Source organism: Rhizobium sp. SEMIA 4085, from assembly GCF_013004495.1.
GTDB lineage: Bacteria > Pseudomonadota > Alphaproteobacteria > Rhizobiales > Rhizobiaceae > Rhizobium > Rhizobium gallicum.
In genome coordinates this window covers 1-21,140 of the sequence record NZ_JABEPH010000063.1, presented here as the reverse complement: position 1 = coordinate 21,140, position 21,140 = coordinate 1, and the positions used below count along the sequence as shown (strand labels likewise).

The window sequence follows — 21,140 nt, the reverse complement described above, 5'->3', positions numbered from 1 at the left end:
GCCGACGATTGGTTTCATCTGGCGCCAGGTTCGGTCAAACGCGTCCCACTGCATGGGCTTGCGGGCGCGACGAAGGGCGAGGCGCCCTCTGGTGAAATCAGGACGTTGGGAGGTTCGCGTATTTTGGCGATCTGACGGCGCGGCTGCGGTCTTCATGCGGTGTTGCCTGACGCGTCCCGATCTTCAACGATATGGAGCGGACCTCCTGAAGGTAGAAGGACTGAGCATGTGCCTGTGTAAGGTTATGATCGGCTTCCGGTATGATGTTGAGCCGAACGTTGCCGTAGCGTTTCAGATATGAGCCATCCTTGCCAAAATGATCATTGAACTGCTCAAGACCGGTATCATGGGCGGTATAGATCAGCGACACGTCAACCTTGCGGGCTTTCAGGGACTGGAAAAGATCGAGAATTGCGGTCCGCTCCTCGGATCGGACCGGCAGAAAATCCAGCACCGGACGGCTGAGCCTGATCGCTCGTCGCACCAGAGAGGTCATGAAATTTTTGATTGCCCGCGGGACATCGATTTCACCGCGCAACAATCGCTTTAGGGTTTCGAACTGCAGCAGCTTCAGGCGGTATGTTTCGAGCGAGCGCGGCACATGGCGAAGCGATGCGTCGACCGTGAGCTTACCCGACCAGTGGAAGACATAGGGATTGGCGGCAATCAAGCCGCTGGAGCGTTCGTCCCAGAGGCTGCCCTGGAAAGCGAGATAACCGCCGCTGCAGCGGCCGACAAGCACGGCAGGCAGCAGCTTGGATGATTCCAGAAGATCGAGGGCCGCTGTGATCTCATCGTTCTGTCCTTTGAAATAGAGCACCTGCTCTGGCGCGCCTGGTGTGGGCGGGCTATCTGCGACATTCGCATTGTCGAAGCGCAGCGAGGGAATGCCGTCGTGGGCAAGCGCGCGCGCCATTTTTACGGATGTGCGCCCCCAGCCCGCATTCCGGTCGTAAGCCGTCGTCAAGATGATCGCGGTCGCCCCACGACGCGGAGCCGTGGGCTTGCAAAGGATGCCGTAGAGTTCGCCAGCTTTTCCAAACCGCAGCGGCGTCTCGGTGAACTCGGCGGTTGTAAGCGGTGCCACGGTCGGGCGTTGCCTCCGCGTTGATGTCCCCATCTGAGAACCGGAAATCGATTTCACCCATTCGACGATGTGATTGCCGGTCTCTAGCGGCATCGTTGCGATCGTCGGGTTGAAGACGAGTTCGTCATAGCCGCGATAGACAGCGTCCCGCGTGGCCGGAAGCAGGTCTTTGACATGGGCGGCAAAATCTTCGTCGGCCGAACGGTTCGGGCGCGTCAGCACCAAGCAGTTTTTTGCGTCGAGCTTCGAAAGCTCCATGAGGTTGATTTTGCGAACCTCCGCGGCGATTTCGTCCGACATACGAAGGCCGGCGATCCATACGCCCTGTGTTTCGCGCTGGCTTTCGGCAACGCCCATTCCGTCGTCGATCATTTTCGACCATACGGAGAGTTCACGCAGATAGAGCCGGCCGGAGATTGCGGGCGCCATCAATGCAATGCCCTCGACACCACCGAGCCTTTGCGCCAGATCGACAGCGATCGTGCTGCCGAGACTCTGGCTCACAAGTATGATGCTGTCACAGCCGGAAAGCGATTTCAGCTGTGCTGCAGCCTGCTCCGCCGTTTCGAGCCAGACAGCTAGGCCGCGGCTATGGTCCGTTACCTCCAGCGCGTCGCCGGTTCCCGCGTAGTCGAAGCGCAGGCTTGCCACACCCGCTTCGGCAAGTTCTTCCGCCAGGATACGGAAGAACTTGCGGGTGCACATTTCCTCGAATCCCCAAGGACTGACAAAGAGGACGGCCGTGGATTTGCGCGCGGCTTGACTGGCAGGTGCGTAAAGGCCGATCGTGCCGGCAAATGTCACCGGTTCGGCTGCTGCGGCAGCCTTATGCGTTGTCTTGCTTTTGTTGGTATCCAGCCCCGTGCTCATTTCCATTCCTCGTCATAATCTGCGCGGCGTGAGCAGCGCCAGCGCATGAAATGCTAATGGATGCGCCAGCTTCGGCAGGCGATTGACGATCTGTTCCATCACCGCAATATCAGCAGCCGGAACCGCGTTCAGCAGGCGTAGGGCGATCCCATAGGCGCCTGCTGCTGCGATAACCGCAACAACAAGCCCGCCTATTCCTGGAACAAAATGGATCGCTCCATATGCCGTCGCCCCGCAAAGGGCCGCGGCGGCGGCGATGCGGAGAATCGGGATCGACATTTGGTAGATCGAGCCGTCGAGGTCGATCCGCGCGATCATCAACATGCACATGACCGTAAACGCCAGAAAACGGATTGCCGCGGCACCTTCTCCGCCGTACCAAGGCACGGCGGCAAAACAGCCCACAGCGAGTACGAGGCTGGCTACGCCTCCGATCATCAGGCGTTCGCGAATTCGATCGACGGAATACAGATATTGCGTGCAAATCTGCGTGAAGACGTAAGGTATGGCGGTCAGCGCCAAGATGGCGACTGTGCCGCCCGCCGGCGCGAAAGGCTGGCCGAAGATTGCAACGACGAGCGGCTTGGCGATAGCGGCAAGGCCGAAGCTCATTGGCAGCGTGATGTATGCAATGCTTCGAACGACCCCTTCAAAAATGTTTGCAGGGAGTTTGCCGCTGGGATTGGAATGAATTTTTTCCGAATAATAGGGAATAAGGCTACCGCTCAGTTGGACGGGAAGCTGCAGCGCGAGATTGGCCAGCGACAAGCCGACGGCATAATAGCCGACAGCCTCCACGCCCCAATCCTTCTGCAGGAAGAAAAGCTCGATTCGATTTAGAAAGATCGACGTATTCGCGTATTCCAAGGACAGAATGAACGAAGAGCTCGCAAGATAACCCACGCCGATACCACACGAGCTTGCGCGCACCGAGGCAATCCTGAGCGTAAAGAGGAACATCAGGAACTGACCGGCTGCATAACCGGCCAAGGCGCCGCTAACGCCGTACAGCAGCGCACCTGCAAGCACGATGACGACCTGGACGACGGAGCTTGCGATCGTCAGTAGAAAATAAGGCGCGAGATTCTGTTCCCCGATGAGATAGTTCTTCGTGTATGCGCCGATCGACTGGAAAAGGAAGAGGACGCCGGTGATGACAATCACGGCCGGGGCGCCGACGGCCCAATGAAGCTGCTCGGCTTCGAAATAGACCAGGGAATAAACGGCGAGCACTATCAGCGACGCAACGATCGTTGGCCGTACGAGATAGGCGGCAAAGCTACGGCGTTCTTCGTAGGATCTTCCCTTAGCCCGCAATTGCGGCAGGATGCGCAAAAGCATGACGCCGGTGCCTAGTTCGGCGACGAGCGCTCCGGTCGTTACCAGCCACAGGGAAAATGCGATAATCCCATTTGCTTCCGGGCCGAGCAGCCGCGCGGCAATGATCGAACATGCAAAACCCGTCGCAAGCAGGGTCAGGCCTGCTGCCGCATTGAGCGCCGAGTTTTCCATTATGCTCTTCGCCATGAATACTACCGCTTTTCCTTTTCCCGGAGACCACAGCGCATTGTGAAGTGTCTATTTCAGATACCTTAATATTTGGCGCTTAAAGTCCAGTTAAACGTCGCACCGGTGGTCGGTATGAAAATCACCGCAATTTGCCGGCTTCTGCCTTCAGGGGTATCGATTGTTCAGCCTCATCGTCTGTACCGTTGATCGTTTCGATCAACTCGAGCGTCTCTTTGGATCCTTGGCAAGGCAGACGCTGAAGACCTTTGAGATCATTCTGGTCGATCAGAATAAAGATGACCGGCTATCTGATCTGGTGGAACGCTTCGCTTCCTCCTTTCCCATTCACCATCTACGCTCCGGGCGCGGGCTTTCGCATGCGCGCAATAACGGAATTGCGAAAGCATCGGGAACCTATGTGTGCTTTCCGGACGACGACTGCTGGTACGAGCCCGCTACCTTGGAAATCGCCGCGCGGCTCTTTCGGGAAAATCCCGCGCTTTCGATCGTAACGGGACGAACGCTTGATGCGGATGGCAAGCCTTCCGTGAGCCCGACGGGTGATCGCAGCGTAGAGATATCCCGCCGGACATATCTTCACTGCGGCAATTCGAACGGCATCTTCGTTCGTCGTCAAACGCTTTGTGCAATCGGCGGCTTCGACGAGAATCTGGGCGTTGGGTCGCCGTCGCCGTTTCAAAGCGGAGAGGAGGCCGATCTCCTGCTGCGCTTCGTCGGTGCCGGCCAAAAACTCATGTACTTCCCGGAACTCATCGTCCATCACGATCAGGTCGTGAGCGTGATCGGTACCCAGCAGATCGAACGCGCTCGAAAATATGGCCGCGGTTTCGGCGCGCTGCTGCGCAAGCACGATTTTTCCTTGCCATACGTGACCTACAGAATTGCACGCCCGGCGATCGGCTGGCTTGTTGCGCGCTTCCGCTTTAAGGCGGATGAAGCGGCATTCAAGCGAGCATGGCTCAAGGGGATCGTCGAAGGGTACAAGGCTTGGCCGAAATGGAACGGCGTTGATCAGTCGCTTAGGACGGAGTCGTAGACGCTGAAATAGCGCCCCGCCACCGTTTGCCACGAATACCGGCCGGCTTCCTGCATCAGTGTCAGGCGAATGCCTGCCGGATCAATTGGAAGAGCAAGATAGGCCGACTCCAAGATATCAGCCGCGGCTTGCGGATCGGAAAAGTCGGCAAGGCGTAGCAACGGGTGTTTTGCGGCCAGACCGCAATAGGCTGCATTTCCGTTGAGTACTGGCACAAGGCCAGCACTCATGGCTTCGAGGGCGACGAGGCCGAAGCCTTCATATTCAGAGGCGGAAGCGAAAAGCGACGCGCTGCGAATGAGGCGGGCGATCGACTCGTTGTCCGGTGAAACAGTCAACGTCACGGTAGTGTCGAGCGCGCGTGCCTGGATTTCTCGCCGCACGTCTGCTTCCTTGAGGTCTGATTCAGAGCCGACGATGTCGAGGTGCCATTCAAGATTGCGTGCTTTCAGGATGGCCATGACATCCAGCAGATGATCCAGCCGCTTGTTGACGGAAAAGCGGCCGATGGTGATGATGCGGCGTCGTGGCTTTTGAGATGCGCTATCGGCGAATTTGCCGATGTCCACGCCGTTCTCGATCAGGATGCTCGTTCTTGGCGAGATTTTGCGAAACTGTTCCAGATCCGAGACGCTGCAGCCGACGATGCGTTTGTACGCCCTTGCCGACATGCGCGTCAGGGTCTGGAACCAAAGCTTCTTGATCGTGGCGTATTTTCGAGTGTGGAAGAAGCCGCCATGGGTGGTCACGATCATCGGCTTGCCGTGCCTGAAGCGTCCCAGGGCCAATGCATCGAAGAAGAAGTCGATCGCGTGTACGTGAATGACGGCGGCGTCCTCCAGGTGGCGAAAGACTTGAGGTGCGATCGGATAGCGCTGGCTGCCCGACCAGGGGATGCGGACGACCTCGATGCCGTCGATCGTCTCATGGGCGGGCAGTTTGTTGTCCCGCGACGTGAAGAGCGAATCGAGCGTTATGACGCGGACGCGGTAGCCGTGTTTGATCGTCTGGTAGGCAAGGTTGGCGACAACATCTTCGAGTCCGCCGCGATTGGGCAGAAACTGGCGTACGACATGCACGATCAGTGGTGCAGCAGCTGGCTGCGGCACCGATGTGACTGGCTCTGTTTCCACTGCTGACATCGTCCACCTAGCGGCCACATGGCCGCAACTCGGCTTTGACCAGATAATGGATGGCGTTAAGGCGGGGTTTACGGGGAGACCGACGGATCGATTGTTGCGGAAGAAGGTTAATCGTATCTGTCAGAAGGCCTTGAAGGTCAGCGTCGTCAGCGAACGAACAATGCCGGGGATATTGGCGATGTTGTCGTTGATGAACTTGCCGATGTCCTGGCCCTCCTCGATATAGACCTTGAGGAGCAGGTCGTAATCGCCGCTCGTCGAATAAAGCTCCGAAACCCGTTCGGTCTGGTAGATTGCGTCGGCCACCTCGTAGGTCTTGCCGGGCGCGCATTGGAGCTGGACGAAAATGGGTTTCATGGGCGTTTCCTGCGAAATATTCTGATTGGGTGCATAATGCTCGAAAGCGCTCTTGCGATGCAAGCCGTTCCGTCATCCCGCTTTGGCTTCTTCGGTGATCCAGCCGCGAAAGGCTGAAAGCGGCGCATAGTCGGCCCGCTCGGGAGGACAGGCGAGATAATAGCTTTCGCTGCTTTCCGTTTCCCCGCCGATCGCCGCGACAAGATCACCGCGCTTCAGCTCGTCCTGAACGAGAAATGTCGGCAGCAGCGCGACGCCGAGGCCGGCGATCGCTGCCTGTGCCGCCGTCGCAAACTGGTCGAACAACATTCCATTTACGTTTTGGAAGGCGACGCCGTTATCGGCAAGCCACCGCTCCCAGGCGTCAGGGCGGGTCGTCAGATGCAACAGGGGAACATCCAGCAGGTCTTCAGCCTTGGTGATGCCGTGCTGCCTCAGGAAGGCGGGGCTGCAGGCAGCAACCGTCTTTTCGGACATCAGGAAGGTCAATTCCGCTCCCGGCCAATGCGGATGGCCGAAGTGAATAGCGGCGTCAATGGAATCGAGCCGGAAATCGAAGGAGGAGAGCCGGGTGACGAGATTGATCGTAACGCCCGGGTTCTGGTTCAGGAACCGGCCGAGGCGTGGTGCCAGCCAGCGGGTGCCGAAGGTCGGCAGGATGGCGAGGTTCAGCGTTCCGCCATGCGGATTAGCGCGCAGGTTCAGCGATGCGCTGGAAATTCGGCGAAGTGCTTCGCGGATTTCGCGGGCGTAGCTGTCGCCCGCAAGCGTGAGGCGCACCGTCTGGCGTTCGCGAAGAAAAAGTTCAGCGCCAAGCTGTACTTCCAGCGCCTTGATCTGGCGGCTGACGGCGCTCTGGGTGAGGTCGAGCTCGCGTGCAGCCGCCGTCACGCTGCCGGTTCGGGCGACGGCCTCGAATGCGGCGAGTAATGAAATCGACGGCAGAAAACGGCGCGAGGGCAGCATGGTTCATTCCAATTGAGAATGATGTGTTTCCAAAACGTCGATATTCATGGCGCTGGAGCCTTTGTAAAGACGTCTATCCTCCAAAATCGGAATGACCCGGAGTTCTTTGATGCCGAGCACCGTAGAGGACGAGCTGAAGCTCTATGCCGAGCGCCAGTCGGCTGCTCTCGACGCCGTGATGGAGACGCTGGGATCGTCGGCCTGGAGTTGACCGTTGACTGAGGCTGCTTCCGCAACGCCGTGGACGGCGCTAGAGTGCTGCCGCGTTTGCTTGGAATGGACTGACCGATGCTGAATGATCCCCGCACCCACGGACTTTGGGAAAAGACCGCCCCGCTGCCGCCGGAGACATCGGCGCTTCAGGGCGCCCTGTCGGCCGATGTGGTGATTGTCGGCGGCGGCTATACCGGGCTGTCGTCCGGTCTTCATCTTGCCGAAGCCGGCTCGAAGGTCGTGCTGTTGGAGGCCAGGGAGATCGGTTTCGGTGGGGCTGGCCGCAATGTCGGACTGATCAATGCCGGCATGTGGGTGATGCCGGACGATCTGCCTGGCGTTCTCGGGCAGAACTACGGCGATCGCCTGCTCGGTATGCTGGGCGAGGCGCCTCGCCTTGTCATGGAGTTGATCGAAAACCACGACATCGCTTGCGAGCTTGAAAAGAACGGTACGCTGCATTGCGCCGTCGGCGCGGATGGGTTGAAGGAAATCGAGACGCGTGCTGCGCAGTGGTCCGCGCGCGGGGCGCCAGTGACGCTGCTTGATGCCGCCGAGACCGCACGTCGCGTTGGCACCAGCGCCTATGCCGGATCGCTGTTCGATATGCGTGCAGGAACACTGCAGCCGCTCGCCTATGCTCGAGGTTTGGCGCATGCAGCTATCAAGGCGGGCGTTTCCATCCGCACATCGAGCCCTGTTATTGCAACCGAACGAGACGGCAGCCGATGGACGGTGAAGACTGAGAGCGGCCGGGTGACCGCTGACTGGATTATCGTCGCGACGGATGCCTATAGCACCGGGCCATGGGAACAGGTCCGCTGTGAGCAGGTGCATCTCCCCTATTTCAATTTCGCGACGGCGCCGCTCAGCGATAATTTGCGCAAATGGATTCTGCCCGGTCGCGAAGGCTGTTGGGATACGAAGGAGATACTCTCCTCATTCCGGATGGATCGTGCCGGGCGTCTCGTTTTCGGCAGTGTCGGAGCGCTGCGCAACACCGGCGCTGCAATTCACAAAAGCTGGGCGAAACGCTCGCTGAAGAGGCTCTTTCCGCAGATCGGCGACGTAGAATTCGAATACGAATGGTACGGCAAGATCGGCATGACCGACAATGCGCTACCACGCTTTCACAAGTTCGCGCCGAATGTCGTTGGCTTCTCCGGCTATAATGGCCGGGGCATTGCGCCTGGTACGGTATTCGGCCGTACGCTGGCACACCATATATTGGGCCGGATCGCGGAGGCGGACCTGCCCTTGCCGGTTACGGACCTGCGGGAGCCCGGTTTCCGCGCGCTCAAGGAAATGTGGTACGAAGCCGGCGCCCAGGTCGCTCACTTCGCCGCCGCGCGCTTTTGAGTGAAAGCTCGCAATCAAGAACAAGAAGGTTCAAAACACGATGACCATCTCTACGCTCGATCTCGCAGCCGAGACGAAGAAACTGCTTTCCGAACTCGGCGTCGAGGCGGCCCGCTATACCGGCGGCTCGCTGCGTGTCGCTTCGCCGATCACCGGCAAGGAAATCGGCCTTCTGAAGGAACATTCCGTCGCGGATGCCAAAAAGGCGATCGACGAAGCGCACAAGGCATTTGCCGAATGGCGTGCAGTCCCTGCGCCCAAGCGCGGCGAACTTGTCCGTTTGCTTGGCGAAGAGCTTCGCGCGGCGAAGCTGGCGCTCGGCCGCCTCGTTTCGATCGAAGTCGGCAAGATCACGTCCGAAGGTCTCGGCGAAGTCCAGGAAATGATCGACATCTGCGATTTCGCGGTCGGCCTTTCGCGCCAGCTCTACGGCCTAACGATTGCAACCGAGCGCTCCGAGCATCGTATGATGGAAAGCTGGCATCCGCTCGGCGTGGTCGGCATCATTTCGGCCTTCAACTTCCCGGTCGCGGTCTGGTCGTGGAATGCGGCGCTGGCGCTGGTCTGCGGCAATTCCACCGTCTGGAAGCCGTCGGAAAAGACGCCGCTGACGGCACTTGCGGTACAGGCGCTGTTCGAAAAGGCGCTGAAGCGCTTCGTCGCCGAAGGCGGGCAGGCTCCGGCCAACCTTTCGACGCTGCTGATCGGCGGCCGCGATGTCGGTGAAGTCCTCGTCGATCACCCGAAGGTGCCGCTGGTTTCCGCCACCGGGTCCACGGCCATGGGCCGGGCCGTCGGCCCGCGGCTGTCGCAGCGCTTTGCCCGTGCGATCCTTGAACTCGGCGGCAACAATGCCGCCATCATCTGCCCGACGGCCGATCTCGATCTCACCCTGCGCGGCGTTGCCTTTTCGTCGATGGGAACCGCCGGCCAGCGCTGCACGACGCTTCGCCGTCTCTTCGTGCACGAGAGCGTCTACGACAAACTCGTGCCTCGCCTGCAGAAAGCCTATGGATCGGTCACGATCGGCAATCCGTTGGAAAACGGGACACTTGTCGGTCCGTTGATCGACAAAGCGGCCTTCGAGAAGATGCAGTCGGCTCTATCGGAGGCAAAGTCGGCTGGCGGCAAGGTCACGGGTGGCGAGCGCGTCGAAAACGGCGCTGCCGGAGCCTTCTATGTGCGCCCGGCGCTTGTCGAGATGCCGTCTCAGACTGGTCCTGTCGAACACGAGACCTTCGCACCGATCCTCTATGTCATGAAGTACACGGATTTCGACGAGGTGCTGAAACTGCACAATGCCGTGCCGCAGGGCCTATCTTCCTCGATCTTCACCAATGACATGCGTGAAGCCGAAACCTTTGTTTCCGCCCGTGGCTCCGATTGCGGCATCGCCAACGTCAATCTCGGCCCGTCGGGTGCCGAAATCGGCGGTGCTTTCGGTGGCGAAAAGGAAACCGGGGGCGGCCGCGAATCCGGCTCGGATGCCTGGAAGGCCTACATGCGCCGCACGACGAACACGATCAATTACGGCAAGACGCTGCCGCTCGCTCAGGGTGTCAAGTTCGACGTCGAGTGATCGAGAGCCGCATTGAATCCGAAGGGACGATGACGTAACACCGTGATCGTCCCTTTGTTTTTGCCCAAGGTTTTTCTCCATGCATCTGACACTTGCCGCAGCCGAAGCGCTGGTCATCGACGCGTTGAAGCGCAGCGGAGTGGAGGAGGGAAATGCGCGCGCCGTCGCACGTGCGCTGGTCGCCGCAGAAGCCGCAGGACAGGGTGGCCACGGGCTGCGCCGCGTCGTTGCCTATGCGGCCCAGGCAAAGTCCGGAAAGGTCGACGGAATAGCCAAGCCGATCGTATTCCAGCCTTTTCCATCCATCATCCAGATTGACGCCTGCCACGGCTATGCTTATCCGGCCTTCGATCTCGCCGTGCCGTTGCTGTCGGAGATGGCGCGCAAACAGGGCATTGCGCTTGCCGCTATCCGCCGTTCGCATCATGCGGGCGTGCTCGCGCTGACCGTGGAACGTTTTGCCGAAGCTGGCCTCGTGGCGCTGATGGTTGCCAATGCCACGGCTTCCATGGCTGCCTGGGGCGGACGCAAGCCCGTCTTCGGCACCAATCCCATTGCCTTTGCAGCGCCTGTTCCCGCAGATGATCCGATCGTCATCGACCTTGCGTTGTCGCGCGTTGCGCGTGGCAAGATCATGGCCGCCCGGCAAAAGGGCGCGTCGATCCCGGCCGATTGGGCCTTTGATCGTGACGGCCAGCCGACAACCGATGCGGTTGCCGCCCTGGAGGGCACCATGGTGCCATCCGGCGAGGCCAAGGGTGCTGCGCTTGCCATGATGGTCGAGATTCTTGCCGCACCGCTCGCGGGTGCTAATTTTTCCTTCGAATCCACTTCCTTGTTCGATGACCAAGGAGCAGCGCCCGGCCTTGGGCAGATGCTGATCGTTATCAATCCCGAAGCCAGCGGTGGAAGCTTCGCGGCATCGCGTCTGGGCGAACTTGCCGCTGAAATTTCTTCCGATCCCGGTGTCCGCCTACCCGGTCGCCGCGGTCAGAATGCGCGAAAATACGCGCTGGAGCATGGCCTCGAAGTCGAGGACGACGTGATCGACGCCATCCTTGCTATATAGAATCATTCTAAAGTTGATGCGTGGGTTCAAGTATTTGTGAAGACCGGCGGCAAGGCGAAACTTGAAAAACTAAATCAAGAAAAATATACGGGGGCGCGATCACCCGGGGAGTTTGGGTGACACCCGCCATGGAGGGCATCATGAAAATTTCTCTTACGCGCTTTGCAGCGCTAGCTTTGGCCGCCTCGCTTCTTGCTGCGACGTCGCTGGCATCCAGCGCAAATGCGCAGGAATCCGAAGGTATCGTCGTCTATAACGCCCAGCACGAAAGCCTCGGCCGCGAATGGATCGATGCCTTCACCAAGGAGACCGGCATCAAGGTCACCATGCGCCAAGGCAGCGACATGCAGTTCGCCAACCAGATCATCCAGGAAGGCGACGCTTCTCCGGCCGACGTGTTCCTGACCGAGAACTCTCCGGCGATGGCGCTCGTCGATGGCGCGGGCCTGTTTGCCCCGGTCGACAAAGAAACGCTTGATCTGGTCCCGGCGCAGTATCGTCCTGCCGATGGCATGTGGACCGGCATCGCCGCCCGCTCGACGGTGTTTGTGTATGACAAGACGAAGCTCACCGAAGACAAGCTGCCGAAGTCGATGCTCGATCTGGCCGATCCGGCCTGGAAGGGCCGTTGGGGCGCGTCGCCTGCCGGTGCCGATTTCCAAGCGATCGTCGGTGCACTGCTGCAACTGAAGGGCGAAGAAGCAACGGCTCAATGGTTGAAGGCCATGAAGGAAAACGCAACGCCTTACAAGGGCAACAGTGTTGCCATGAAGGCCGTCAATGCCGGCGAAGTCGAAGGCGCGGTCATCTATCATTACTATTGGTTCGGCGATCAGGCCAAGACTGGCGAAAACAGCAAGAATGTCGGCCTGCATTACTTCAAGAACCAGGATCCGGGCGCGTTCGTCAGCGTATCGGGCGGCGGCATCCTGAAGTCGACGCAGCATATGAAGGAAGCCCAGGCGTTCTTGAAGTTCGTCGCCGGCAAAGCCGGCCAGGACATCCTGAAAAACGGGACGTCCTACGAATACGCGGTCAGCGGCGATGCGAACGAAAAGCTCGTCCCGCTTGCCGATCTCAATGCGCCGAAAGTTGAGGCTTCCGAGCTTGACAGCAAGAAAGTCGTCGAGCTGATGACGGCCGCGGGCCTGATTTAAGCCTCTCTGCCGCAGGCCGGATCGAGTCAAAACTATTGCTTTTGGCTCAAGAAAACCTTAGGGCATGACCCAATCCGGCAACCGCTTCAAAAAGAGGCGGTTGCCTTCCTTTTTTCAGCGTATCAAAGGCGTCGGCCTTGCTGCAAGACAACAGATCGCTTGTTTCCGGGCTCGCGCCCGGCAATGGAGCGCCAGTCAGCGGAACAGGTTTGCTGCGCGGGCGCATGCCGCACGCCTCCGTCGTCGTCTTTGCAACGCTCGTCGCACTTATGAGCCTCGTGCCGCTCGGCTTCATCGGTTGGATTACCATCAATGTCGGCTGGCAGACGGTCAAGGAGTTGGTCTTGCGGCCACGCGTCGGCGAGCTGCTCGTCAACACGATCCTGCTCGAAGCGCTCACCATTCCCCTGTCGATTGCTCTTGCCGTGACGCTCGCTTGGCTGACGGAGCGGACCAATGTGCCGTTTCCGCGGTTGTGGTCCTGGCTTGCCGTTGCGCCGCTTGCCGTTCCAGCCTTCGTCCACAGCTATGCCTGGGTGAGCCTCGTTCCCGGCATGCGCGGCCTGCAGAGCGGTGTCTTCGTTTCCGTGCTCGCCTATTATCCTTTTCTCTACCTGCCGGTCGCTGCTGCTCTTCGCCGCCTCGATCCGGCGATCGAGGATGCGGCGGCGTCGCTTGGCCTCGATCCCTGGCGTGTCTTCTTCCGTACGATCCTGCCGCAGTTGCGGCTTGCGATCTGTGGAGGCTCGCTCTTGATCGGGCTGCATCTCCTGTCGGAATACGGCCTTTACGTGATGATCCGCTTCGACACCTTTTCGACCGCGATCGTCGATCAGTTCCAGTCGGCCTATAACAGCCCCGCAGCCAATATGCTCGGCGGTGTGCTCGTCGCCTGCTGCCTTTTCCTGCTCGGCCTCGAAATCCTGCTGCGTGGCAACGAACGCTACGCCCGCGTCGGCTCCGGTTCCGCACGGCCGGCCGATCGCCGCCGTCTTGGCTGGTTTGTCGTACCTGCCATTCTGCTGCCGGGCACGCTCGCGGTGCTGACGCTCGGCGTTCCGCTCATGACGCTCGGCCGCTGGCTCTATCTCGGCGGCGGCGAGATCTGGCGGCTGGATGCGGTCGGAAATGCGTTCGTTCAAACGATCGTCCTTGCGGTTGCAGGCGGCGTGCTGACGACGATCGCGGCCGCGCCCATGGCCTGGCTGTCGGTCCGCGCGCCGGGGCGATTCCAGCGTTTGCTCGAAGCCTGCCATTATTATGTCGGCTCGCTTCCAGGCGTCGTCGTGGCGCTGGCATTGGTGACGATCACCGTGCGGCTGGCGCTGCCGCTCTACCAGACTTTTGCGACCCTCATCGTTGCCTATGTCCTGCTCTTCCTGCCACGTGCGATGGTCGGCCTTCGTGCCAGCATCGCACAAGCGCCTGTGGAGCTGGAACGGGCTGCCATGTGCCTGGGACGCACGCCGTCGCAGGCCGTGCGCCAGATTACCATGCGCCTTGCTGCCCCGGGCTTTGCTGCAAGCATTGCGCTGTCGGCTCTTGGCATCACCAACGAACTGACGGCAACGCTGATGTTGTCGCCTAACGGTGTTGAAACGCTGGCAACGAAATTCTGGTCGCTGACCAGCGAAATCGACTATGTGTCGGCCGCTCCCTATGCGGTGATGATGATAGTGCTGTCGCTGCCGCTGACCCTTGTTCTCTATGCCCAATCGAAACGGACCGCCGGCCAATGACCTTGCTTACGATCCAGTCTGTCAGCAAGCGCTATGGCCCAGTGACAGCGCTGGACAAGGTGACGCTGGACGTGGCCGCCGGCAGCCGCACCGCCGTCGTCGGCCCCTCAGGTTCCGGCAAAACGACATTGCTGCGCATCGTCGCCGGCTTCGAGCGGCCCGATGAAGGGCAGGTCGTCCTGAACGGCGAAGTGCTCGCCGATGGAGCGGCAGCCGTTCCCGCGCACAAGCGCGGCATCGGCATCGTCTCGCAGGACGGTGCGCTCTTCCCGCATTTGAGCGTTGCCGACAATATCGGCTTCGGCTTCGAACGGGGCGCTCCCGATCGCAAAAAGCGGATCGTCGAACTACTGGATATGGTCGAGCTCGACCGCAACATGCTGACGCGCCGTCCCCACCAGCTTTCCGGCGGCCAGCAGCAGCGCGTGGCACTGGCGAGAGCCCTCGGCCGCAAGCCGCGCCTCATGCTGCTCGACGAGCCCTTCTCGGCGCTCGATACCGGCCTTCGCGAACACATGCGCAAGGCTGTCGCGCGCGTGCTGCAGACGGCCGATATCACGACGATACTCGTAACCCATGATCAGGCAGAGGCTCTCTCCTTTGCCGATCAGGTCGCGGTGCTCAGGGAAGGCAAGCTGATCCAAGCAGGTTCACCGCAATCGCTCTACCTGCAGCCGAAGGACCGCGAGACCGCCCTTTTCCTGGGCGATGCGGTGATGCTTCCGGCAATTGTCCGAAATGGCTTTGCCGATTGCGCGCTCGGCCGCGTCGCAGTGGAAGGCAGCCATCAAGGCAAGGCCGAGATCATGCTGCGGCCGGAGCAGATTCGCGTCGTTGCCGATGAAAGCGAGCCCGCCTATGGTGGTCGTGTCGTCGAGGTCGAGTTCGGCGGCGCAACCTGCACCGTGGCGGTGTCGCTGGAAGGCGTGGCGCTGCCGCCGATCTTCATCAAGACATCCAGCGTGGCCTTGCCCGAACGCGGCGATCGTGTTCGCCTTGATATCGCCGGCAAGGCGCATGTCTTCGGCCGCCCTTAAGCCGTCTTTCGCGAAACCCTTTCCGTTTCCGCCTGCTCCAGCCAGCCGCCCGTAAAACCGGCGCGTTCAAGGCCGAGACGGATGACCGGCGACTGCCGCATCAGGTTCCAGATGAACTCCGACCGGTCGTTTTCGACCGTCATCACCAGCAGTCCTTGGTCGATCGCGACGCATCGATCGTCGACCCAGCCTTCAGGCCGAGCAGTCTTCACCGTCGGGTTGAAGCCACCTGGAAAGCGGCCTTCGCAGAGCAGATCAGGATAGGCGGCGAGCAGCGCCTTTAGGCCATCAAGCGACGCCTGCCGGTCAAAGGGCAATGCCGCAACCGCCGCCCAAGGTGCAATTGTCCCGTCATCCGGGCCAAGCGGTGCACCGCGGGCGGCGTAACCCAGAACCTTCTGACGCCGGCCGCCACGCATGTTGCGCGTTGGAGGCGGGCCGTCGGAGGCGGAAAGTCCCCAGACATCCTTATTGTAGCCAACGAAGTGTCCGGGGTTGCGCTCGGCATAATCGCGCTGCACGGCGATCGAAACCTGTGTGTTGCGGAAATAGTCCCAGTCGCGGGCGGCCATCTCTTTGTCGTTAATCCCGCGGAAGTCGATCCAGGCATGCGGGAAAAGGTGAATGAAGAACGGTCCAGCATAGAGATAGGGCTGCTTGCCGAAGAGCATCCAGGAATAGCTTGAGACGAAGGCATCGTAGCTCGATGGCGGGATTGGATGGGTCGGCGAAGCAAGTGCCAGCATATAGAGCAGGATCGCTTCGTCGTATCCCTGCCAGCGCCAGCGCAGAAAACCACTGCCTGGCTTCCACCCCATACTGACAGTCTGCCCCTTGTTCAACGCCCAATGCCAGTCGATGCGCTCATAGATGAATTTCGCAAGCTCGCGGATTTCCGTCTCCACCGCATCGGTCCGATCGAAATAGGCCGCAGCCGTCAGCATGCCGGCGACGAGCAAGGTCGTGTCGATTGTCGAGAGCTCGCTGTTCCAGGCCCTGTGGCCGCTATCCATATGCAGGAAGTGGTAATAGAAGCCGCGATAGCCGGTCGCGTGGCGTTCGCGTCCCTGATGGCTCCCGGCAAAGAAACGCAGCGTCGTGACTGACCTGCCTGCCGCTTCTCGGCGCGTCATCCATCCGCGTTCGGCGGCGACTGCATAGCTGGAGAGCGCAAAGCCGACGGCAGCGATGCTGCAAGGAACCCCGGCCACTGACGTATCCGCGACCAGGCCGTTTTCGGGATTGGAATATCTCAGAAAATAGTCGAATGCGGATTTCTGCAGCCTGTCGATCAGGGCGGCATCCGTGTCGTCAATTCGTTGCAGCATACATCAAACCAACCGTTGCCCGCCCTCGCCCAACATGGCGATGCATTGCGCGCAAATCAAATTCTTTTCAGATAGTGCGGCAAATGGTTGCGATCGGTCGTTTTGGCGCTGACGTGGCGACATGGATTTAAAACACTAAATCGACTTACGGCGGGTTATTGTAAATATTTGGTATTCATACGAAAACTTGAGAGTCGAAGGAATTTGAACCCTCGCCCCCAACCTTGGCAAGCATAAAGTACGACGTCGTAGAATCGTGCCCGTACGGCAGAATTCGCTTCAGTTTTAAAAGGAGCGGTTTTTGCGCGGAGCGCTCGATGATTGTGGCGCGAAGTGCATAACACGCTCGTGGAAATAGATTGCACGTGGCCGAAATCCGGTGACTGTGACCGCGCCCTTACCGCAGCCAACAGCAAGGCATTTGGCCCTGCGCGCCGCTACAACTTGTCAGTACCCAAATTCCTTGCGACCCGCCCCACTTCTGCCCAATGGAGCCGCAAGGATCTTGGTTTGCATGTTAGGGAGATAAAACGCCATGCCGACCCGGCGACATTTCCTTATGGGCTTCGTTGCCACGCCGATTGTGCTTTCGAGACTCAGCCATGCAGCCGGCGTTCCTGTGCAGCTGTCGCGCACACCAACTTGCGATGATGACGACGATCTGACGCCAGCGCAGACCGAAGGCCCGTATTTCACGCCGGAGAGCCCTGAAAAACAGGATTTCGCGAGCGATGCACCGGGCGGTGAACCGATGACGCTTGCCGGTTACGTACTGACCGAGAACTGCCAGCCCGTCGCAAAAGCGTTGATCGAGTTGTGGCACGCCAATGAGATTGGCACCTATGACAACAGCGGATACAAACTCCGCGGGCATCAATTCACCGATGCTGAAGGCAAATGGTGGTTTGAGACGATCGTGCCAGGGGTCTATCCCGGCCGCACCCGGCATTACCACCTGAAAGTCCAACGGCCCGGCGGAAACGTGCTGACGACGCAGCTTTATTTTCCCGGCGAGCCGGACAATGAACGTGACCGGATATTCAACGCAGCCTTGTTGCTCGATGTCAGGGCGACGAGCGACGGAAAATTCGGCCGCTATGATTTCATAGTGGCCTAAACCGGGCGCCTTGCGTGGCAAGCGATGAACAAAGGCCGTTACATTGCAAAATTTCACGGCATGAGGGTTCGATTTCGCTGGCTGGCCACCCGCTGCGATGCGCTCGAGGGTCTGCGCCAACCATGCCAGCGGATCGACATCGTTCATCTTGGCGGTCTGAATGAGCGTTGCGATGGTCGCCTAGGTGCGTGCCGGCAAAAAGAGAATTCTTCCAAACGATGGCTTGTGGCCTGGTCGGGATCGATTACAGAGATGCGCTGGTCGCCAATTGCGGCCGCATCTGCATCTATCGCAAGAAGGTCAACATCTCGACCGTGCTGGCCGGCCAGAAACTGGGAATCAAGGAAGTCGACGACGGCATTTGGCTCGTCAGCTTCATGCATTATGATCTGGGATATATCGACCTGGAGCAGAGGACTTTGCAAACCATCGACAACCCGTTCGGCACGAGGTTGTCACCCATTGTAGTGCTCCCCGATTTTGAGACAAAAGCATGGTAACAGTTCTCCGTTAGGAGGACTAATGAGGACGGACGATCCTGGGCGGCGGTTCAGTCGCGAGGTTAAGCTGGCAGCGGTTCAGCGAATGGCTGCCGGCGCCAATGTCAGCAAGCTTGCTCGCGAGTTGGGGATTTCGCGCAAGGGCCTTTATCAGTGGCAAAAGCAGTTCCGAGTTGGCGCAGCGTCGGCGTTGCGAGAAGGCGGACGTCCGCAGCGAGACGCAGCAGCGAGCGATGAGCAACCGGAAGCTGGCGCGCTGCAGTCTTCCTCGAGCGACGAACTCTTGAGAGCGCTTGCGCGGATTGCGGAATTAGAGCGGCTTGTCGGACAGCAAGCGGCCGATATTGATTTTTTTCAAAAGGCCTTGCAGCACGTCGGGACAGCACGCCAGCGGAGTGGCAAGCCTGGCGGGACGGCATCTACACGGTCATCGAAGCGATGATGGCGTCCGGGCTGCAAGGCCAAATCAGTGTGGAACGAATGTGCCGGCTGGCTCGGGTGAGCCGCGCGGGCTACTATCGTCATTGGCAGGCGACGGCGCCGCGCAGGGAGGAAATGGGGCTGCGCGACACCCTCCAACGCCTGGCGCTCGCCAACCGGCATTACGGCTACCGAAGAATCGCCGTGCTTTTGAGCCGAGAAGGCTGGCGTGCCAACCACAAGCGCGTGCTGCGCCTGATGCGGGAGGATAATCTGCTGTGTCTGCGCAAATCCCCGTTCGTGCCGATGACAACCGACTCCAGGCATGACTGGTGCATCGTGCCCAACCTGGCTCGAGGTCTTCAACTGACCGACATCGACCAGCTCTGGGTCGCCGACATCACCTACGTTCATCTCGCCGAGGAGTTCGCATTCCTGGCGATCGTCCTCGACGCTTTCAGTCGCAAGGTCATCGGCTGGGCGATTGCAACCCATCTGAAAGCGGAACTTGCCATTGAGGCATTCGACATGGCGGTTGCGGCTCGCCGGCCGCGACCTGATAGCGTCATTCACCATAGCGACCGCGGCGTCCAATATGCCTGCGCCGACTATGCGGCACGACTTGCAGACCACGGCATCCAGCCGAGCATGAGCCGCGTCGGCAATCCCTACGATAATGCGAAGGCCGAGAGATTCATGAGGACCCTGAAGGAAGAGGAGGTGGATGGTCAGGCGTATCGCGACCTGGACGATGCAAGGACTAGGATCGGCGAATTCATCGAGGTGGTCTACAACAGGCAGCGCCTGCACTCGGCCCTCGACTATCTCGCGCCGGACGCTTACGAAGCCAGTCTCTTGCAACAGCGGCAAGAGACACCAGACGCAATTCACAGCCGGGAGAACTGTTACTGATTGCTGTCTCACCAAAGGGGTGCAGTCCACCATGTGTTAGGTACAAAGTGTTACCGATGTCTCCGGGTCGGACAAAGGCGAAACTGGAGCGGGCGAAGGGATTTGAACCCTCGACCCCAACCTTGGCAAGGTTGTGCTCTACCCCTGAGCTACACCCGCTCAATCCGCATCGGTCCGGGGGAGTTGGTGGACCGTGGGCTGCCACCTTGCGGCGACGGGCGCTATATGGCCCAATCGATTTTTAAATGCAACAGGGAAATCACGCAAAGACCAAGAAAAATCCCACGCCTTCAGAGGCGCTTTGGCAAACTGCCGCAAATTCAGGGGTAAGCGTCGATCCCGAACATTGCAAAACACGTCCCTCCGACTTAATCAGGGCATCTTATCTCCTTCTTTCCGCACGGATGCCGCGATGACCGAAACCAAGCCGAAAAACAAGAACGAACTTTTCGCCTTCCTCGACGGGCTTGGCATCGCGCACAGGACGCATGAGCATGCTCCAGTCTTCACCGTGGCCGAATCGGTGTCGCTGCGCGATGCTATTCCCGGCGGGCATACAAAAAACCTTTTCGTGAAAGATAAGAAGGATCAGTTCTTCCTGCTGACGGTCGAGGAACATGCCGTTGTCGATCTCAAGACCGTGCATGCGCTGATCGGCGCCGCCAGCAAGGTTTCGTTCGGCAAGGCGGAAAAGCTGATGGAGTATCTTGGCGTGATCCCCGGCGCGGTCACCGCCTTTGGCGCCATCAACGACATGGGGAACAATGTGACCTTCGTGCTCGATGCGGACTTGATGAAGGAGGAGGTCGTCAATTGCCATCCGTTATCCAACGATGCGACGACGTCGATTGCAAGCGCAGATCTCATTCGCTTCATGGAAGCGACCGGCCATAAGCCGCTTGTCTTGAAAGTGACGGCCTGACATACGATTTTAGCGCTAGAAAAAGCCGGGCAACCGGCGCAGCGGGAGATACCAATGAGCGGCAGCGACAATTCTTACAGCAATTCCTTCGGCAGTCAGATGTCGGCAACGGCGAACTTCGGTTCGGCGCCGCAGCCGGCGGCAGGCGGCGGACATATCAAGGATACGACAACCGCCACTTTCACGAAGGACGTCATCGAAGAATCGCGCAACCAGCCCGTACTCGTTGATTTCTGGGCGCCTTGGTGCGGCCCGTGCAAACAATTGACGCCAGTGCTCGAAAAGGTGGTCAATGAAGCGCAAGGCCGCGTGAAGCTCGTGAAGATGAACATCGACGACCATCCGTCGATCGCAGGCCAGCTTGGCATCCAGTCGATCCCGGCTGTGATCGCTTTCGTCGGCGGCCGCCCGGCCGATGGCTTCATGGGTGCCGTGCCGGAAAGCCAGGTTCGCCAGTTCATCGACCGCATCGCCGGTCCTGCTGGTGCAGATCAGGCTGCGGAGATTGAAGCGGTGCTCGAGGAGGCTGCGGGGCTTCTGGCCGCGGGCGACGTTAATGGTGCCGCGCAACTCTACGGCGCGATCATGCAAGCCGATGCGGAAAATGCCAAGGCGCTTGCCGGGATGGCCGAATGCATGATTGCCGCCAACCAGCATCAGCGCGCTCGCGAAGCGCTGACCGATCTGCCGGAAGAGCTTGCCAAGGACGCCGGGATTCAGGCCGTCATCACGAAGCTCGATCAGATCGAAGAAGCCCGCAAGCTCGGTGATCCAATCGCTCTGGAACACGACCTTGCAGT

Annotated in this window: 18 protein-coding genes, 1 tRNA gene and 1 pseudogene; 12 read left to right on the top strand and 8 right to left on the bottom strand. The window is 59.6% G+C overall.

Annotation, left to right across the window (positions count from 1 at the left end):
* Window positions 1-97 precede the first annotated feature (97 nt).
* Both C9413_RS09305 and C9413_RS09300 read right to left on the bottom strand, forming a co-directional pair.
* Window positions 98-1,957 carry an alpha/beta hydrolase gene (locus C9413_RS09305; RefSeq protein WP_082046614.1) on the bottom strand — a complete coding sequence of 620 codons (1,860 nt, stop codon included), beginning with the start codon at window positions 1,955-1,957 and terminating at the stop codon, window positions 98-100.
* Window positions 1,958-1,969: 12 nt separating this feature from the next.
* Window positions 1,970-3,484: a polysaccharide biosynthesis C-terminal domain-containing protein gene (locus C9413_RS09300; protein WP_039846436.1), complete on the bottom strand. Its 1,515-nt coding sequence runs from the start codon at window positions 3,482-3,484 to the stop codon at window positions 1,970-1,972.
* A 160-nt stretch (window positions 3,485-3,644) separates the two neighbouring features.
* Here C9413_RS09300 and C9413_RS09295 point away from each other — a divergent pair, with 160 nt between their 5' ends.
* Entirely contained in the window at window positions 3,645-4,523 is an 879-nt protein-coding gene (locus tag C9413_RS09295; protein WP_052451622.1) for a glycosyltransferase family A protein, read from the top strand.
* On the opposite strand, the gene C9413_RS09290 is transcribed toward C9413_RS09295, so the two are convergent.
* The 3 genes from C9413_RS09290 to C9413_RS09280 all read right to left on the bottom strand — a co-directional run bounded on the left by C9413_RS09290 (window position 4,499) and on the right by C9413_RS09280 (window position 6,988).
* The gene (locus C9413_RS09290; RefSeq protein ID WP_039846435.1) at window positions 4,499-5,665 is read right to left on the bottom strand and encodes a glycosyltransferase family 4 protein; all 1,167 of its coding nucleotides are present in this window, start codon (window positions 5,663-5,665) and stop codon (window positions 4,499-4,501) included. The two genes, C9413_RS09295 and C9413_RS09290, sit on opposite strands and share 25 nt — an antisense overlap.
* A gap of 120 nt (window positions 5,666-5,785) precedes the next feature.
* Entirely contained in the window at window positions 5,786-6,022 is a 237-nt protein-coding gene (locus tag C9413_RS09285) for an Lrp/AsnC ligand binding domain-containing protein (protein ID WP_016556708.1), read from the bottom strand.
* Between the two features lie 72 nt (window positions 6,023-6,094).
* Window positions 6,095-6,988 carry a LysR family transcriptional regulator gene (locus tag C9413_RS09280; RefSeq protein ID WP_039846434.1) on the bottom strand — a complete coding sequence of 298 codons (894 nt, stop codon included), beginning with the start codon at window positions 6,986-6,988 and terminating at the stop codon, window positions 6,095-6,097.
* 288 nt (window positions 6,989-7,276) lie between these two features.
* Here C9413_RS09280 and C9413_RS09275 point away from each other — a divergent pair, with 288 nt between their 5' ends.
* The 6 genes from C9413_RS09275 (at window position 7,277) to C9413_RS09250 (ending at window position 15,141) form a co-directional block, all read left to right on the top strand.
* The gene (locus C9413_RS09275; protein ID WP_039846433.1) at window positions 7,277-8,560 is read left to right on the top strand and encodes an FAD-binding oxidoreductase; all 1,284 of its coding nucleotides are present in this window, start codon (window positions 7,277-7,279) and stop codon (window positions 8,558-8,560) included.
* Window positions 8,561-8,600: 40 nt separating this feature from the next.
* Entirely contained in the window at window positions 8,601-10,139 is a 1,539-nt protein-coding gene (locus tag C9413_RS09270) for an aldehyde dehydrogenase family protein (RefSeq protein WP_039846432.1), read from the top strand.
* Window positions 10,140-10,218: 79 nt separating this feature from the next.
* Entirely contained in the window at window positions 10,219-11,208 is a 990-nt protein-coding gene (locus C9413_RS09265) for an Ldh family oxidoreductase (RefSeq protein WP_039846431.1), read from the top strand.
* 140 nt (window positions 11,209-11,348) lie between these two features.
* Window positions 11,349-12,365 (top strand): iron ABC transporter substrate-binding protein, encoded by a 1,017-nt coding sequence (locus tag C9413_RS09260; RefSeq protein ID WP_039847036.1) that lies wholly within the window; start codon window positions 11,349-11,351, stop codon window positions 12,363-12,365.
* A 224-nt stretch (window positions 12,366-12,589) separates the two neighbouring features.
* Window positions 12,590-14,104, top strand: coding sequence for an iron ABC transporter permease (locus tag C9413_RS09255; protein WP_052451621.1), 1,515 nt, complete (start codon window positions 12,590-12,592; stop codon window positions 14,102-14,104).
* A complete protein-coding gene (locus C9413_RS09250) occupies window positions 14,101-15,141 on the top strand; it encodes an ABC transporter ATP-binding protein (RefSeq protein ID WP_039846429.1) in 1,041 nt (346 codons plus the stop codon). Before C9413_RS09255 ends, C9413_RS09250 begins: the two co-directional genes overlap by 4 nt.
* Here C9413_RS09250 and C9413_RS09245 read toward each other — a convergent pair.
* A complete protein-coding gene (locus C9413_RS09245; protein WP_039846428.1) occupies window positions 15,138-16,469 on the bottom strand; it encodes a glucoamylase family protein in 1,332 nt (443 codons plus the stop codon). The genes C9413_RS09250 and C9413_RS09245 overlap by 4 nt on opposite strands.
* A gap of 559 nt (window positions 16,470-17,028) precedes the next feature.
* Between C9413_RS09245 and C9413_RS09240 the strand changes: the two genes are divergently transcribed.
* Entirely contained in the window at window positions 17,029-17,586 is a 558-nt protein-coding gene (locus C9413_RS09240) for an intradiol ring-cleavage dioxygenase (RefSeq protein ID WP_246703723.1), read from the top strand.
* Window positions 17,587-17,639: 53 nt separating this feature from the next.
* Here the strand turns inward: C9413_RS09240 and C9413_RS09235 are convergent.
* Window positions 17,640-17,818, bottom strand: a pseudogene (locus C9413_RS09235) (transposase domain-containing protein); the annotation flags it as partial.
* On the opposite strand from C9413_RS09235, the gene C9413_RS09230 reads away from it, so the two are divergent.
* Window positions 17,805-18,086: a hypothetical protein gene (locus C9413_RS09230; RefSeq protein ID WP_052451620.1), complete on the top strand. Its 282-nt coding sequence runs from the start codon at window positions 17,805-17,807 to the stop codon at window positions 18,084-18,086. The pseudogene C9413_RS09235 and the gene C9413_RS09230 sit on opposite strands and share 14 nt — an antisense overlap.
* A 441-nt stretch (window positions 18,087-18,527) precedes the next feature.
* Entirely contained in the window at window positions 18,528-19,418 is an 891-nt protein-coding gene (locus C9413_RS09220; RefSeq protein ID WP_170250388.1) for an IS3 family transposase, read from the top strand.
* Window positions 19,419-19,502: 84 nt separating this feature from the next.
* Here the strand turns inward: C9413_RS09220 and C9413_RS09215 are convergent.
* Window positions 19,503-19,577, bottom strand: a tRNA-Gly gene (locus C9413_RS09215).
* 253 nt (window positions 19,578-19,830) lie between these two features.
* On the opposite strand from C9413_RS09215, the gene C9413_RS09210 reads away from it, so the two are divergent.
* Window positions 19,831-20,340: a prolyl-tRNA synthetase associated domain-containing protein gene (locus C9413_RS09210; protein WP_039846425.1), complete on the top strand. Its 510-nt coding sequence runs from the start codon at window positions 19,831-19,833 to the stop codon at window positions 20,338-20,340.
* Between the two features lie 54 nt (window positions 20,341-20,394).
* Window positions 20,395-21,140 (top strand): thioredoxin (gene trxA, locus C9413_RS09205; RefSeq protein ID WP_170250387.1); only part of this gene is annotated, 746 nt, incomplete at its 3' end.

Coding starts and splice junctions, on each gene's coding strand:
- C9413_RS09305 (WP_082046614.1), bottom strand. CDS start 1,957: ATGAGCACGGGGCTGGATACCAACAAAAGCAAGACAACGCATAAGGCT.
- C9413_RS09265 (WP_039846431.1), top strand. CDS start 10,219: ATGCATCTGACACTTGCCGCAGCCGAAGCGCTGGTCATCGACGCGTTG.
- C9413_RS09285 (WP_016556708.1), bottom strand. CDS start 6,022: ATGAAACCCATTTTCGTCCAGCTCCAATGCGCGCCCGGCAAGACCTAC.
- C9413_RS09300 (WP_039846436.1), bottom strand. CDS start 3,484: ATGGCGAAGAGCATAATGGAAAACTCGGCGCTCAATGCGGCAGCAGGC.
- C9413_RS09280 (WP_039846434.1), bottom strand. CDS start 6,988: ATGCTGCCCTCGCGCCGTTTTCTGCCGTCGATTTCATTACTCGCCGCA.
- C9413_RS09245 (WP_039846428.1), bottom strand. CDS start 16,469: ATGCTGCAACGAATTGACGACACGGATGCCGCCCTGATCGACAGGCTG.
- C9413_RS09275 (WP_039846433.1), top strand. CDS start 7,277: ATGCTGAATGATCCCCGCACCCACGGACTTTGGGAAAAGACCGCCCCG.
- C9413_RS09220 (WP_170250388.1), top strand. CDS start 18,528: ATGGCGTCCGGGCTGCAAGGCCAAATCAGTGTGGAACGAATGTGCCGG.
- C9413_RS09250 (WP_039846429.1), top strand. CDS start 14,101: ATGACCTTGCTTACGATCCAGTCTGTCAGCAAGCGCTATGGCCCAGTG.
- C9413_RS09210 (WP_039846425.1), top strand. CDS start 19,831: ATGACCGAAACCAAGCCGAAAAACAAGAACGAACTTTTCGCCTTCCTC.
- C9413_RS09260 (WP_039847036.1), top strand. CDS start 11,349: ATGAAAATTTCTCTTACGCGCTTTGCAGCGCTAGCTTTGGCCGCCTCG.
- C9413_RS09240 (WP_246703723.1), top strand. CDS start 17,029: ATGGGCTTCGTTGCCACGCCGATTGTGCTTTCGAGACTCAGCCATGCA.
- C9413_RS09230 (WP_052451620.1), top strand. CDS start 17,805: ATGGCTTGTGGCCTGGTCGGGATCGATTACAGAGATGCGCTGGTCGCC.
- C9413_RS09290 (WP_039846435.1), bottom strand. CDS start 5,665: ATGTCAGCAGTGGAAACAGAGCCAGTCACATCGGTGCCGCAGCCAGCT.
- C9413_RS09255 (WP_052451621.1), top strand. CDS start 12,590: ATGCCGCACGCCTCCGTCGTCGTCTTTGCAACGCTCGTCGCACTTATG.
- C9413_RS09270 (WP_039846432.1), top strand. CDS start 8,601: ATGACCATCTCTACGCTCGATCTCGCAGCCGAGACGAAGAAACTGCTT.